Origin of the sequence: Pseudomonas sp. SMN11, assembly GCF_052041945.1 — a bacterium.
Taxonomy (GTDB): domain Bacteria; phylum Pseudomonadota; class Gammaproteobacteria; order Pseudomonadales; family Pseudomonadaceae; genus Aquipseudomonas.
Genome location: NZ_JBKGGW010000010.1, coordinates 18023 through 31883, shown reverse-complemented (window position 1 = coordinate 31883; position 13861 = coordinate 18023). Strand labels below are relative to the sequence as shown.

At 64.7% G+C, this 13861-nt stretch carries 11 protein-coding genes; 5 read left to right on the top strand and 6 right to left on the bottom strand.

Annotated features, from left to right (window positions below; translation table 11 throughout):
- The first annotated feature begins 71 nt into the window (after positions 1-71).
- On the top strand, positions 72-983 hold the full coding sequence (locus ACLEJU_RS11625; RefSeq protein ID WP_435423538.1) for a LysR substrate-binding domain-containing protein: 912 nt from the start codon (positions 72-74) through the stop codon (positions 981-983).
- Here ACLEJU_RS11625 and ACLEJU_RS11620 read toward each other — a convergent pair.
- Positions 944-2140: a YbfB/YjiJ family MFS transporter gene (locus tag ACLEJU_RS11620; RefSeq protein WP_435423539.1), complete on the bottom strand. Its 1197-nt coding sequence runs from the start codon at positions 2138-2140 to the stop codon at positions 944-946. The genes ACLEJU_RS11625 and ACLEJU_RS11620 overlap by 40 nt on opposite strands.
- A 130-nt stretch (positions 2141-2270) precedes the next feature.
- On the opposite strand from ACLEJU_RS11620, the gene ACLEJU_RS11615 reads away from it, so the two are divergent.
- The 3 genes from ACLEJU_RS11615 to ACLEJU_RS11605 all read left to right on the top strand — a co-directional run bounded on the left by ACLEJU_RS11615 (position 2271) and on the right by ACLEJU_RS11605 (position 6072).
- Complete coding sequence (locus ACLEJU_RS11615) at positions 2271-3128, top strand: LysR family transcriptional regulator (protein WP_435423540.1); 858 nt, start codon at positions 2271-2273, stop codon at positions 3126-3128.
- An 81-nt stretch (positions 3129-3209) separates the two neighbouring features.
- A complete protein-coding gene (locus ACLEJU_RS11610; protein ID WP_435423541.1) occupies positions 3210-4472 on the top strand; it encodes an OprD family porin in 1263 nt (420 codons plus the stop codon).
- Position 4473: 1 nt separating this feature from the next.
- Complete coding sequence (locus ACLEJU_RS11605; RefSeq protein ID WP_435423542.1) at positions 4474-6072, top strand: MFS transporter; 1599 nt, start codon at positions 4474-4476, stop codon at positions 6070-6072.
- 210 nt (positions 6073-6282) lie between these two features.
- Here the strand turns inward: ACLEJU_RS11605 and ACLEJU_RS11600 are convergent, their stop codons facing one another.
- The 4 genes from ACLEJU_RS11600 to ycaC all read right to left on the bottom strand — a co-directional run bounded on the left by ACLEJU_RS11600 (position 6283) and on the right by ycaC (position 10630).
- On the bottom strand, positions 6283-8124 hold the full coding sequence (locus tag ACLEJU_RS11600; protein WP_435423555.1) for an amidohydrolase: 1842 nt from the start codon (positions 8122-8124) through the stop codon (positions 6283-6285).
- 333 nt (positions 8125-8457) lie between these two features.
- Entirely contained in the window at positions 8458-9279 is an 822-nt protein-coding gene (locus ACLEJU_RS11595; RefSeq protein ID WP_435423543.1) for an alpha/beta fold hydrolase, read from the bottom strand.
- 39 nt (positions 9280-9318) lie between these two features.
- A complete protein-coding gene (locus ACLEJU_RS11590; protein ID WP_435423544.1) occupies positions 9319-9885 on the bottom strand; it encodes an antibiotic biosynthesis monooxygenase in 567 nt (188 codons plus the stop codon).
- Positions 9886-10000: 115 nt separating this feature from the next.
- The gene (ycaC, locus tag ACLEJU_RS11585) at positions 10001-10630 is read right to left on the bottom strand and encodes an isochorismate family cysteine hydrolase YcaC (protein WP_400654143.1); all 630 of its coding nucleotides are present in this window, start codon (positions 10628-10630) and stop codon (positions 10001-10003) included.
- Between the two features lie 221 nt (positions 10631-10851).
- Here ycaC and ACLEJU_RS11580 point away from each other — a divergent pair, with 221 nt between their 5' ends.
- Positions 10852-12279, top strand: coding sequence for a mechanosensitive ion channel domain-containing protein (locus ACLEJU_RS11580; RefSeq protein ID WP_435423545.1), 1428 nt, complete (start codon positions 10852-10854; stop codon positions 12277-12279).
- A 162-nt stretch (positions 12280-12441) separates the two neighbouring features.
- Here the strand turns inward: ACLEJU_RS11580 and amaA are convergent, their stop codons facing one another.
- Positions 12442-13728 (bottom strand): L-pipecolate oxidase, encoded by a 1287-nt coding sequence (gene amaA / locus ACLEJU_RS11575; RefSeq protein WP_435423546.1) that lies wholly within the window; start codon positions 13726-13728, stop codon positions 12442-12444.
- Positions 13729-13861 lie beyond the last annotated feature (133 nt).

Below are 13861 nucleotides of genomic sequence, written 5' to 3'. Positions count from 1 at the left end.
GATTAAAATCATCACCTTTACGGCGGTAGACTGCGAAAATTGCCTTTAGCGTTCCATTTGGAGAACGACCGTTGGAAGACCTCAATTCCCTCTACTACTTCACCCAGGTTGTAGAGCACGGCGGCTTCGCCCCGGCCGGGCGAGCACTGGACATGCCCAAGTCGAAGCTCAGCCGGCGCATCGCCGACCTTGAGGACCGCCTGGGCGTGCGCCTGCTGCACCGCACCAGCCGCCACTGCTCACTCACCGAGATCGGCCAGGCCTACTACAACCGCTGCCTGGCCATGCGCGTCGAAGCCGAGGGCGCGGCAGAGATCATCGAGCGCAACCGCAGCGAACCCCGCGGGCTGGTGCGCATCAGCTGCCCGACCACCCTGCTCAACTCCTGGGTCGGGCCGATGCTCACCCGCTACATGCTCAAGTACCCGCAGGTGGAGCTGTTCATCGAAAGCACCAACCGCCGCGTCGACCTGCTGCATGAGGGCTTCGACATTGCGCTTAGGGTGCGCTTCCCGCCGCTGGAGAACACCGACATGGTGATGAAGGTGCTGAGCAACAGCACCCAATGCCTGGTCGGGCAGCCGCAGTACTTGGAGCAATTGCCAAAAAACTTTGACCCGCAGTTGCTGAGCAGCCTGCCGAGCCTGCACTGGGGCAGCGCCCAGCGGGAGTACCAGTGGGAGCTGTTTCAGGGCGAGGACACCAGCCGCAGCATCGTGATCCGGCATACCCCGCGCATGGTCACCGACGACCTGTTTGCCTTGCGCCACTTCGTGGTGGCCGGCGTGGGGATCGCGCACTTGCCGCGGGTGGCAGTGCGTGAGGATCTGGCGGCGGGTCGCCTGGTGGAGCTGATCCCGGACTGGCATCCACGCTGTGGCATCGTGCATGCGATCTTCCCGTCACGGCGCGGGCTGCTGCCCTCGGTACGGGCCTTGATCGATCACCTCGCCGAGGAGTTTGCGATCAGCGACATGGCCTGACGTTCCTTGAGCAGCAGGTCGACCAACAGCGCCAGCACCACTGCGCCTGCTGCCACGCCGAACAGCGGAGCGTAATGGCCATCCGTGGCAGCGAACAGCGCCGAGTAGCCGTAACCGGCAATGGCCTGGAAGCTGGCAAAGGAGACTGTCGCCCGGCTCCAGGTCGCGTTCTGCTGGGCATGGCCTTCGACCAGTTGATGCACCCGAGCCAGCGCCAGCGGTACGATGCCCGGCGGAAACGAGCCGATCAGCAACGCAGCAGCACCCAACACACGCAGGTCGTGACTCGCCAGCAAGGTTCCGAGCGCGGCCAGTTGCGCCAGCAGCACCAGACGAATGCCGGCGCGTGCACCCAGGTGGTCGGCCAGAAACCCATACAACACCGGGCCGGCAATCGCACCCAGTCCATACAAGCTCCAGATCACCGCACCGGCACGAGTGCCTGCGCCCAGGCCACGACTGACGTAGTCGACCAGGAACATCATCGGTGCCACCAGTGCGGTAGCCATCAGTGCGTATTGGCCGAACAGTACGATGATCGCAGGTGAAACGGCCGCCTGCTGGTTGACCGTTATCGCCTGCGGCTCATGCTCCACAGGCCAGCCAGCCCAACTGCTGACCGTCAGCAGCAGCGACAGCGCAGCCAGCCCCAGCCAGGTTTGCTGCAGACCTATGCCCAGCAGCCACGGCACCAGGCTTGCGGCGCCGGCGATACCCAAGCCGATGCCGAGGAAGATCGCGCCGCTGGCCAGCCCACGGCGCAAGGCCGCCACATGAGGCAGGATCGTGCTGGCCGCCAGCACCATGATCACCCCGCCAGCCACCCCTGAGAGCAGTCGCCAGCCGAAGAACCAGCTCACCGACAGCGGCCAGGCACACGCCAGGAACGCCAGGCTGACCAACACCATCATGCCACGCAGCACCACCGCGCCAGACCAGCGCGACGCCAACGGCCTGCCGATCAACGCCCCGATCAGGTAACCCGCGAGGTTGGCCGCACCGAGATAGACCACCGCCGAACTGGCAAACCAGTGCGCATCGATGAGCGCCGGAATCAGGGGTGTATAGGCAAACCGCGCCAGGCCGATACCGACCAGACTGGCACACAGCCCGGCCCAGATCGGCAGCCAGGGCGCACGTTGAGTTGAGGCATTCATGATCTTCCCTTGCGCCGGATCAGGCGCTTGTTGATGACGTTGGGAAAAGCATAAAGTCGCCGAGCGATGAAATAACGCAGCGAGTTTTCATCATTAGCCTGCATTTATGCATCAACGAGGAAAGCCCTGAATGAACTGGGATGACACCCGCGTATTCCTCGCCCTGTGTCGCGAGCAGACCCTGCGCGGTGCTGCCCGCAGCCTGGGTGTGGACCAGGCGACCGTCGGCCGCCGCCTCGCTTCGCTGGAAGGTGCACTGGATGCGACACTGTTCCTGCGCACCTCCAGCGGTTACTCGCTGACCAGCGCTGGCGAGGTGGCCATGCGTGCGGCCCTTGAAATGGAGGCCGCCGCCGCCGGCCTGCAGCGGCAGATCCTCGGCCTGGATGAGCGCCTGAGCGGCGTGGTGCGCGTCACCACCACCGACTCCTTCGCCCTGGACTTCATCATCCCGGCGGTCGCCCGGCTGCGCCTGGACCACCCAGGGATCGAAGTGCAGCTGCAGGCATCGACGCAGATGCTCAACCTCAGCCAGCGAGAGGCTGATATCGCCGTGCGCACGCACAAACCAGACAACCCCGAGCTAGTGGTGCGCCGCCTGGCACGCTGGCACAGTGGGCTGTTCGCTTCCCGCGAATATCTGCAACGGTGCGGTGAGCCGCTGCCCGGGAGTGCGTTTGCCGGACATGAGCTGGTGGTCTATCAGCCGTATCTGGACACCGGCAAGGAAGTGACCCTGGCGGGCGAGCCGATCGCCCAAGGGCGGATCGCCATGACCTGCACCTCGGGGCTGCTGGTGCGGCGGGCGCTGGCCAGTGGCATCGGGCTGGGCGAGCTGCCGGTCCCGTTGGGAGAAAGGGATGGGTTGCAGCTGGTCTGGGCGCAGCGCGCGCCTTACGACATCTGGCTGGTGACCCATCAGGACGTGCGCCACACGGCGCGGGTGCGGGTGGTGATCGAAGCCATTGCGCAGGCCTTCAGCCTCTAGCGGGCCGATTCCAGCACACCCTTACAAGACCCCTGACCTATCCTTGCTTCACAGTCCCGGATCATCCCCCCCGGAGCCCCCATGATCCGCGCCACTCACGGACCCGGCCGCGCCCTGTTCGCCACCCTCGCTCTCTGCCCGGCACTCGGCCAGGCCGACGAACCCGGCTGGTCGCTGCTCAGCCGCAACTACTTCCTGCACAGCGACTTCCGCTCGCCCTCCGCCAGCCGCCAGAACTACCGCCAGGAATGGGCCCAGGGATTCATCGGCGAGGTTCGCTCCGGCTTCACTGAGGGCACGCTCGGCATCGGCCTCGACGCCCACGGTTTCCTCGGCCTCAAGCTCGACGGCGGCCGCGGCCATGCCGGCACCGGCCTGCTGCCCCGTGACAGCGATGGCCGCGCCGAGTCCGACTACTCCAGTGCCGGCGCTGCGCTCAAGCTGCGCCTGCGCAATACCCAGCTGCGCTACGGCGAGATGATGGTGGAAACCCCTGTGTTCGACACAGGCGACAAACGTCTGCACCCGGAATACGCCACCGGCTGGTTCCTGGAGAACACAGATCTGCCCGATTGGCGTTTACAGGCAGGCCGTTTCACTGCCTTCAACAATCAGGACAATAGTTCGACGCATGATGACTTCAGCGGCTACGGCGCGACGACGGATAATCGAGCCATTAGCCTGGCCGGTGCCACCTTCGCGCCGCACGGCCCGTTCGGCGGCGCGCTGTACGCCGGGGAGCTGGAGGACACCTGGCGCCAGGCCTACCTCAACCTGAACCTGGCCGAGGGCAACTGGCGCCTGGACGGCAATCTCTACAAGACCCGCGACACCGGCAAAGCCAGCGCCGGAGCGATCGACACCCTTGCCTACAGCCTGCTGGGCAAGTACAGCTTCGGCGCCCAGGCATTGACCCTGGCCTACCAGAAGGTTGAGGGCGACACACCGTTCGACTTCGTCGGCGGCGACTCCATCTACCTAGCCAACTCGATCAAGTACGCCGACTTCAACGGCCCCGGCGAACGCTCGTGGCAACTGCGCTACGACCTCAACTTCGCCACCCTCGGCGTCCCCGGCCTGAGCCTGATGGGCCGTTACGTCAGCGGCCGCGGCATCGATGGCAGCCATGCGCCTGCGAGCGGCGCCTACGTCAATCAGTACGGCCAGGGCGGCAAGCACTGGGAGCGCGATGTCGACCTGAAATACGTGATCCAGTCCGGTGCCGCCAAAGACCTGAGCCTGTCGTTCTCCCACGTCAGCCACCGCGCCAACCAGGCCCAGGCTGGCGATGACATCGACCGCATCTACCTGATCATCGAATACCCACTCAAAGGCAGCTTCTGACATGAGCACATCCCCTTCAGGGGCCTGGAGCCCGTTGCGCAACACCACTTTCCGCATGCTGTGGATTGCCACCATCGCCTCCAATATCGGCACCTGGATGCATGAAGTGGGCGCCGGCTGGCTGATGACAACGCTGTCGACCAATCCGCTGCATGTGGCGCTTATACAGGTGGCCGGCTCGCTGCCGATGTTCTTCCTTGCCCTGCCGGCCGGCGCCGCGGCGGATATCGTCGACAAGCGCCGCTACTTGCTGCTGGTGCAGTTGTGGATGTCATCGGTGGCCGTGGTGCTGGCGGCGCTGACGCTGCTGGGGCTGATGAATGTCACCCTGCTGCTGGTGCTGACATTGGCGCTGGGCATCGGCACGGCGTTGATGATGCCGGCCTGGAGCGCGCTGACGCCGGAGCTGGTGGGCAAGGAAGACCTGGCCAACGCGGTGGCCATTTCCAGCGTCGGCATCAATGTGTCCCGCGCCATCGGCCCGGCGCTGGCCGGCGTGGTGGTGAGCATGGTCGGCCCTTGGCTGACGTTCGCCTTGAATGCCGCGTCATTCGCCGGGGTGATTCTGGTGCTGTTGCTGTGGAAGCGCGAGGTGAAGGAACCGTTGTTGCCCGCCGAGCGCTTCGTCGGTGCCATGCGCACCGGCCTGCGCTTTGCGCGCAGTGCCAAACCGTTGCAGGCCGTACTGTTGCGAGCTTTGGCTTTCTTCTTCTGCGCCAGTGCCGGGACCTCACTGTTGCCGTTGATCGTACGCGGTGAGATGCACGGCACTGCGGCCGACTTCGGCCTGCTGCTGGCGGCCATCGGCATCGGCGCGGTCGCCGGCGCCACGTTGCTGCCCCGCCTGCGCGAGCGCGTCAGCCGCGACCGCCTGGTGATGTGTGCCAGCTTGCTGTATGCCCTGTTCCTGCTGGCCCTGGCGCTGGTACGCAGCTTCTACGTATTGCTGCCGGCGATGCTGCTCAGCGGCGCGGCGTGGATCGCGGTGCTGTCCAACCTGCAGGTGGCGGCGCAGACCTCGGTACCGGCCTGGGTACGGGCGCGGGCGCTGTCGGTGTACATTCTGGTCTTCTTCGGTGCCATGGCCAGCGGCGGTTTGCTGTGGGGTACGCTGGCCAGTCATGCATCGATCACCCTGAGCCTGTTGCTGGCGGCCGGTGGCCTGGCGCTGGGTACGTTGCTGACCTGCAAGGTCACCCTGCCGGAAACCGAAGCCGAGGAGCTGACGCCGTCGCTGCACTGGCCGGTACCGCTGCTGAGCGATGACATGGACAAGGAAAGCGGGCCGGTGATGGTGACTGTGGAGTACCACATCGAGCCGGCCAAGGCCGAGGCGTTCCAGCAGGCGGCTCGGGAGCTGGAGGCGATGCGCAAGCGCAATGGCGCGTTGTCGTGGGGGTTGATGCGTGACAGTGCCGACCCTGCGCTTTGGCTGGAGTTTTTTTTCGAGGAGTCGTGGCTGGAGCATTTGCGCCATCACCATCGGGTGACCCGGGGGGAGCTGAAGATCGAGGCGCGGGTGCGGATGCTGCAGAGCGATGGGGTCGAGGTGAAGATCCGGCATCTGTTGGCAGGGGGAGAGCACAAGGCTCACCATTGACTCCGCCGGCTGGCGCTATCTCCTGTAGGAGCGGCCTTGTGTCGCGAAAGGGCTGCGCAGCAGCCCCTGGATATCGGCGACAGTGCTGAAATTGCTGGGGCTGCTTCGCAGCCCTTTCGCGACACAAGGCCGCTCCTACAAGGGACCGCGTAAGCCGACAGACAAAAAAAGGGGGCCAGTAACTGGTCCCCCTCTGCACATCAGCTCAGCTTAGAAAGCGAAGCACGAGCAACCCAACGCCCCCCAGAAGCCCTGGAAGTCATTGACCGGCACACTCGATTTACGCGCCTTGTCATGGCTGTGCGCATGCACCCCGCACGGTCCCGAGCACTGGTGCACGGCTGCCGCCAGCGACGGCGTGCCCACGCGCCAGTGCCCCGGTACCTTGGCCACCGGCGACCACTCCGGCAGTACCGGCACCTGTGGCGGGCCGAGCTTGTCGAATTCGCCGGCACCATACACGACCTTGCCATCGACAATGGTCAGCACCGACTCGATGCCCTTGATCGCTTCCTCATCGACACTGAAGAAGTCCAGCGACAGCGCCGCCAGGTCGGCCAGCTGGCCTACCTTGATCTGGCCCTTCTTGCCCTGCTCGCTGGAGAACCAGGCACTGCCCTGGGTGAACAGCTGCAGCGCGGTCTCGCGGTCCAGGCCTTCCTTGTACAGCTCCATGCCGCCGACGGTCTTGCCGCTGACCAGCCAGTACAGCGAAGTCCACGGGTTGTAGCTGGACACGCGGGTGGCATCGGTACCGGCACCGACCGGCACGCCCATCTCGAGCATGCGCTTGATCGGCGGGGTTTGCTCAGCAGCTTTGGCACCATAACGGTCGACGAAGTATTCACCCTGGAAGGCCATGCGGTCCTGGATGGCGATACCGCCACCCAGCGCACGTACACGCTCGATGTTCTGCGGGGTGATGGTCTCGGCGTGGTCGAAGAACCACGGCAGGCCGTTGAACGGGATGTCGCGGTTGACCTTCTCGAACACGTCGAGCATGCGCGTGATCGATTCGTTGTAGGTGGCGTGCAGGCGGAACGGCCAGCGTTGCTCGACCAGGTGGCGGACCACCGGCTCCAGCTCTTCTTCCATGGTCTGCGGCAGGTCCGGGCGCGGCTCGAGGAAGTCCTCGAAGTCGGCAGCGGAGAATACCAGCATCTCGCCAGCACCGTTGTGGCGCAGGAAGTCGGTACCGCTGTGCAGCTTGACGCTGGAGGTCCATTTGCGGAAGTCGTCCAGCTCTTCCTTGGGCTTCTGGGTGAACAGGTTGTAGGCGATGCGCACGGTCAGCTGGTTGTTGTCGGCCAGCTCCTGGATCACCGAATAGTCATCGGGGAAGTTCTGGTAACCGCCGCCGGCGTCGATGGCGCTGGTAAGGCCCAGGCGGTTGAGCTCGCGCATGAACTGGCGGGTGGAGTTGACCTGGTATTCCAGTGGCAGCTTCGGCCCCTTGGCCAGGGTGGCGTAGAGGATCATCGCGTTCGGACGAGCGATGAGCATGCCGGTCGGGTTGCCGAACTTGTCCCGCTGGATCTCGCCACCCGGCGGGTTTGGGGTGCTCTTATCGTAGCCGACGGCCTTGAGCGCGGCGCGGTTGAGCAGCGCGCGGTCGTAGAGGTGCAGCAGGAACACCGGGGTGTCGGGCGCGGCCTGGTTGATTTCTTCCAGGGTCGGCATGCGTTTTTCGGCGAACTGGAATTCGTTCCAGCCACCGACCACACGCACCCACTGCGGCGTCGGTGTGCGCGCTGCCTGGTCCTTGAGCATGCGCAAGGCATCGGCCACCGACGGCACACCTTCCCAGCGCAGTTCCAGGTTGTAGTTCAGGCCACCGCGGATCAGGTGCAGGTGCGAGTCGTTCAGGCCCGGGATCACCGTGCGCTGCTTGAGGTCGACGATCTGCGTGGCGCTGCCCTTGTGGGCCATGGCCTCGGCGTCGTTGCCCACGGCGATGAAGCGGCCATCCTTGATGGCGACGGCGGTGGCGGTGGGCTTTTCGCGGTCAACGGTGTGCAGTTTGCCGTTGAACAGAATCAGGTCGGCGGTCATGGAACCTCCTTGGGTGGATGCGTGGGCGGAACCGGCTTGGCCGGTGAAGGGCAATGCGGACCAGAGGGCGCCGGCGGCACCTAGTACGGTGCTGGTGGCGAGGAACTGGCGACGGGTCTTGTCGTTGCGGTCCTGGGACATGGGCTTCTCCGTCTGGGGGCGGCGGCAGGCGCAACTGCGGAGCATGCCGGTTGATGCAAAGCCAGGGATTGCACGGATGTGCGGTGGGTCGTAGAAGGTTAGCCCTGTTGAAAATTTGTGTTGCCTGGGCTGGCCTCTTCGCGGGACAAGCCCGCTCCTGCAGGAGCGAGCTTGCCCCGCGAATGCCTCCCACTACGACTGCTGGAGAAACGCCAGCAAGTCTTCATTCAGCTCCTGCGCATGAGTCACGGCAAACCCGTGCGGCGCGCCGGCATACACCTTCAGCTCAGCCCCGCGAATCAGCTCCGCCGCCTGCTTGCCGGTGGTTTCGAACGGCACGATCTGATCATCGTCACCATGGATCACCAGCGTCGGCACATCGATCCTGGCCATGTCCGGGCGGAAGTCGGTCTCCGAGAACGCAGTCACGCAATCGAGGGTGCCCTTGATCGACGCCATCAGTGCAATGTTCAGAGTTTGGGTCTGCACGCCTTGGGACACCTGCTGCCCATGGTTCAGGCCATAGAACGGTGTGGCGAAATCAGCGATGAACTGCGCCCGGTCGGCACGCAAGCCGGCGCGGATACCTTCAAATACCGACAGGTCGACACCTTCAGGGTTGTCGTCACGCTTGCCGAACACTGGCGTAACGGCACCCAGCAGCACCAGCCCGGCCACCCGCTCGCTGCCGTGGCGAGCGATGTAGCGGCTGACATCACCACCGCCCATCGAGAAGCCCACCAGGGTCACGTCACGCAGGTCGAGGTGTTCGATCAGCTGGGCGATATCGTCGGCGAAGGTGTCGTAGTCGTAGCCGCTCCACGGCTGGCTCGAACGGCCGAAACCCCGGCGGTCGAAGGCAACTGCGCGGTAGCCGCGGCTGGCCAGGAACTCCATCTGCGCGTCCCACATGTCGGCGTCCAGTGGCCAGCCGTGGCTGAACAGCACCGGTTTGCCGCTGCCCCAGTCCTTGTAATAGATCGAAGTGCCGTCGCGGGTTACGAGCGTAGTCATGTCGGTATCTCCTTGAAAGTCTGAAGGTGCAGGCGTGGCTCAGCCGCGCAGCCAGTTGGCGCAGCGGCGGGTTACCCAAGGCATGATGTAGAACACCACGGGCAGGATGACGAACAGGTTGACGATGAGGTTGCCGCTGATCGGGCCGCCCAGCTGCGGGAAGCGCCCAAACAGCGGCGCCAGCAGTTGTGGGATGACCATGGTCATCGGGCAGATCACCAGGTAGGTCAGCAGCGCCTGCTTCCAGCGTGGCGGTTGCGCCGCGTTGACGCTCGGCGGTGTGAACCAGAACTCCGGGTCGTCGTGCACCTGGGTATGGTCACCGCCTTCGAGCAGTGGCAGCACTTCGTTGACCAGCGCCTGGCGTTCGGCCGAGTTGACCCAGGCTTGCAGCAGGCTGGCGTCAGCGAAGCGCACTACGGTGGTGAAGTGCAGCCCGCCCTGGTCGGGACGAATGACGTTGACGTCCAGGTGCCCCGGCTGGCGGCGTGCGGCGCTGACCGTCCGCTTGAGCCAGTCTTCGTAGGCCGCCAGCGACTCGGCGCGGGCCTTGTGCTGGATGACCAGGGTCACCACGTTGCGGTTGTCTTGGAGTGCGGTGTTCATCGGCGTTCCTTGGGATGAGCTTGCCCGCATCCACTGTGCAACGGCGGACGGGCGGAGGATTGAATGGGTGTGCTGCCCATGGCGGGCACCGGCTGGCGGTGCCCGGGGGAGCGGCTTACTTGTTGGCGTTGAAGGCGTTGTAGCTGGTCATCAGGTTGCGGTAGTCCGGGATGTGGTTGGAGCACAGCGCGGCCAGGCCTTCGATGTCGTTGCGCCAGTCGCGGTGCAGCTCACAGGCCACGCCGAACCAGGTCATCAGCTGCGCGCCTGCCTGGCTCATGCGGTCGTGGGCAGCGTCGCGGGTCATGGCGTTGAAGGTACCGGAGGCATCGGTCACCACGAATACGTCGAACTCTTCTTCCAGGGCCGCCAGCGCCGGGAATGCCACACAGACTTCAGTCACCACGCCGGCAATGATCAGCTGTTTCTTGCCAGTAGCCTTCACCGCCTTGACGAAGTCTTCGTTGTCCCAGGCGTTGATCTGGCCTGGGCGGGCGATGTACGGGGCGTCCGGGAACAGCTCCTTCAGCTCAGGTACCAGCGGGCCGTTGGGGCCTTGCTCGAAGCTGGTGGTGAGGATGGTGGGCAGGTTGAAGAACTTGGCCAGGTCAGCCAAGGCCAGGACGTTGTTCTTGAACGCGTCCGGTTCGATGTCGCGAACCAGGGACAGCAGGCCAGCCTGGTGGTCGACCAGCAGGACAGCGGCGTCGTCTTTGTTCAGGCGGTTGTATTTGAAGTTGGTCATTTGGGTAGCTCCTAAGGTTTTTTGATTTTCAGTAAGTTGGGTGTTTCGCGTTGATGGGAGAAGATTAAAACCATCACCTTTGGAGCGGTAGATAGTGGTTTTTGGCTTTAGCGTTCCATTTAAGGAACGATCAGTTGACAGTGGATTTGCTGGCCTCATTGCTTGCCCGATCAAGCTGCTCTATTACTACGCACAGCCCTCCCCTCACCCCCGAGACCACCATGCTGGCGTTCATCCAGTCGTCCCCGTTGTTGCTCGGCACCGCCCTTATCCTGCTCGACCTCGTGCTCTGGCAGCTGATTCCTGTTGAGCGCCGGGCCTGGCGTATCGGCACGCGGCTGGTGGTCTTCCTGCTGTTCAGCGCGGTACTGGTGGCTGCCGGGATGAGCCCGCTGCAACCGCCGCCGTGGCCAGACGATGTAGCGCGCAACCTCATCGCCACGGTATTGGCCATAGGCTGGTGGCTGTTCGGCGCGCGCACGGTGACGGTGGTGTTCGGCCTGCTGCTGGTGGCCCGTGGCAGCCACGGTGGGCGCCTGCTGCAGGATGTGCTGGGAGCGCTGATCTTCCTCGCGGCCGTGGTCGCCGCTGCGGGCTATGTGCTGCAACTGCCGGTGAAGGGTTTGCTGGCCACCTCCGGAGTGATGGCCATCGTCATCGGCCTGGCGCTGCAGAGCACCCTCGCCGACGTGTTCAGCGGGATCGTGCTGAACACCACGCGGCCCTATCAGATTGGCGATTCGATCTCCATCGACGGCACCGAGGGCAAGGTGCTGGATATCGACTGGCGCGCCACGCGCCTGCTCACCGGCAGTGGCAGCCTGGCGGTGATCCCCAACTCGGTGGCGGCCAAGGCGCGGCTGCTCAACCACAGCCGCCCGGCCGATGTGAACGGGGTGTCGATCAGTGTGGTAGTGCCGGCCAAGGTTCGCCCCAAGCGGGTTTTCGATGCCTTGGAGAAAGCCCTGCAGGGCACCAGCGCAATCCTCCCCTCACCCAAGCCCAAGGTCTCGGTGAAAGCCTCGACGCTGGAATCGGTGGAGTACGAAGCCAGCGGTTTCATCGCCGACATGGGCGGCAAGACCGATGCCCGCAACCAGCTGTTCGACCTGGCGCACCGTCATCTGGAGGCCAATGGCGTGATGTGGAACGTCGACCTGGCCATGCCGCCACGTAGCCGCCAGCGCGAAGTGCTGGACGAGGTGCGGGTGTTCCGCTCACTGAGTGATGAAGAACGGGATGCCTTGAGCCAGCGCATGACCGCGGTGGAGTACCTGGCCGACCAGGTGATCCTGGAGGTCGGTGAGCAGTCCGAGCATTTGCTGGTGATTGGTAGCGGCGTGGTGTCGGCGTCGGTGCGCGATGGCGACAAGCTGCTGGAGGCCGGGCGCATGGGGCCGGGCGAGGTGCTGGGGATAGAGGGCATCATCGATGAAGATAACTCGTTTGCCGAGTTCCGTACCCTGACTAGTTGCGTGCTGTACCGCATTGACAAGGAGCAGGTGAAGAGCTGCCTGGTGCAGCGTGGCGAGGTGCAGAGCGCACTGAGCAAGCTGCAGCGGTTTCGGCGGCAGAGCCGGGAGTCGTTACTGCTGCAGAAGCCGGTTTCGATCAAGAAAGGCGGTTTCCTCAGCTGGTTGCACAAATGACCTGCCGCGCGCGCCCTGTAGGAGCGGCCTTGTGTCGCGAAAGGGGTGCGCAGCGCCCCCAGGACCTCAGCTTCGCTGCATAAATTGCCGGGGCCGCTTTGCGGCCCTTTCCGACCGGTCCGGCGCCCCGGCAAGGCCGCTCCTACAAAAGCAGTTCAGGCCTTACAGGACCACTCTCAGGCACTGCCCCGCGTGGTACAGCGAGAACCCGGATTCATAGAACGCGGTCCGCAACGACGGCGCACTCACCCCGGTCATCGGCGAGAACGGGATCGGCAGGCTGCCCGCCTCGCCCTTTAACAGGAACTCGGCAAAGGCCCGGCCAATCACGGTCCCAGTGGTGTTGCCACGGCCGTTATAGCCCGTCACCGCCACCAGACCCGGCGCCGGCTCGAACAGCCGCATCAAGTGGTCCGGCGTGAAGTCGATGCAGCCGGTCCAGTGCATTTCCCATTCGACCTTGCCCAGCTCCGGGTAGTAATGGCTCTGAATCCGGTCGGCCCAACTGCGCACGAACCAGGCCGGCTTGTTGTCGACCCGGCCGAGGCTGCCCAGCAGCAGGCGGCCCTGGTCGTCGCGGCGAATGCTGCTGAGCACGGTGCGCGTGTCCCACGAACCCTGCCCGTGCGGCAGCACCTTGTCGGCTGCAACGCCGTGCAGCGGCTTGGACGCCACCTGATAGTAGTAGCCCCGGAAGAACTGCTTCTGCAGGTTGCTCCAGTCGCCTTCGGTGTAGGCGCCAGTGGAAATCACCACTTTCTCGGCGCGTACCGAACCACGCGCGGTCTTCACCCGCCAGGCATAGCCCTCGCGCTCGAGGCCTTCGACCGAGGATTGCTGGAACAGCTTGCCGCCCAGGCGCGCCACGGCGGCAGCCAGGCCCTGGGTGTAGCCCATCGGGTTGATGGTGCCGGCGCGGCGGTCGAGCAGCGCGGCGGAAATCTTGTCGGTACCGCAGTATTCCTGACACTGGGCGCCGGTGAGCAGCTCGACGTCAGCACCGCGGCGGTGCCATTGCTCGTGGCGGGCCTCAAGGTCGGCAATGCCGGTGGCGTTGTGCGCCATGTGCAGCGTGCCTTTGTGCTGGGCCTGGCAGTCGATGCCGAGGCGCTCGATCATGGCGAACACTTCAGCCGGGGCTTCACCCAGCACCTTGTTCAGGCGGCTGCCCTGCTTCTGGCCGAGGGTTGCCTCGACGTCATCGGGGCGGATCCAGGTGCCAGCGTTGACCAGGCCGACGTTGCGCCCGGAGCCGCCGTGGCCGATCTTCCAGGCCTCCAGCAGGATCACCGACTTGCCCTGCTCGAGCAGGTGGATGGCCGCCGACAGGCCAGTGATGCCGCCGCCGATCACGCAGACATCGGCCTTGTGTTCCCCGGCCAGGGCCTGGCTGGCGACGCTCGGTTGGCTGACGTGTTCCCACAAGCATTGTTGACGCAGTTCGGACATGGCCCGGCTCCAGCAATTTGTTCTTGTTAGGGGCTGCCTTGCAGCCCATTCGCGGGACAAGCCCGCTCCCACAGGGGCCTCACAGATTTTGAAAGCTGTGAGGTCCCTGTGGGAGCGGGCTTGCCCGCGAACC

What these genes read in the sequence shown, in the direction of transcription:
- ACLEJU_RS11620 (WP_435423539.1), bottom strand. Translation starts at nt 2,140, where the DNA reads ATGAATGCCTCAACTCAACGTGCGCCCTGGCTGCCGATCTGGGCCGGG.
- ACLEJU_RS11615 (WP_435423540.1), top strand. Translation starts at nt 2,271, where the DNA reads ATGAACTGGGATGACACCCGCGTATTCCTCGCCCTGTGTCGCGAGCAG.
- ACLEJU_RS11610 (WP_435423541.1), top strand. Translation starts at nt 3,210, where the DNA reads ATGATCCGCGCCACTCACGGACCCGGCCGCGCCCTGTTCGCCACCCTC.
- ACLEJU_RS11605 (WP_435423542.1), top strand. Translation starts at nt 4,474, where the DNA reads ATGAGCACATCCCCTTCAGGGGCCTGGAGCCCGTTGCGCAACACCACT.
- ACLEJU_RS11600 (WP_435423555.1), bottom strand. Translation starts at nt 8,124, where the DNA reads ATGACCGCCGACCTGATTCTGTTCAACGGCAAACTGCACACCGTTGAC.
- ACLEJU_RS11595 (WP_435423543.1), bottom strand. Translation starts at nt 9,279, where the DNA reads ATGACTACGCTCGTAACCCGCGACGGCACTTCGATCTATTACAAGGAC.
- ACLEJU_RS11590 (WP_435423544.1), bottom strand. Translation starts at nt 9,885, where the DNA reads ATGAACACCGCACTCCAAGACAACCGCAACGTGGTGACCCTGGTCATC.
- ycaC (WP_400654143.1), bottom strand. Translation starts at nt 10,630, where the DNA reads ATGACCAACTTCAAATACAACCGCCTGAACAAAGACGACGCCGCTGTC.
- ACLEJU_RS11580 (WP_435423545.1), top strand. Translation starts at nt 10,852, where the DNA reads ATGCTGGCGTTCATCCAGTCGTCCCCGTTGTTGCTCGGCACCGCCCTT.
- amaA (WP_435423546.1), bottom strand. Translation starts at nt 13,728, where the DNA reads ATGTCCGAACTGCGTCAACAATGCTTGTGGGAACACGTCAGCCAACCG.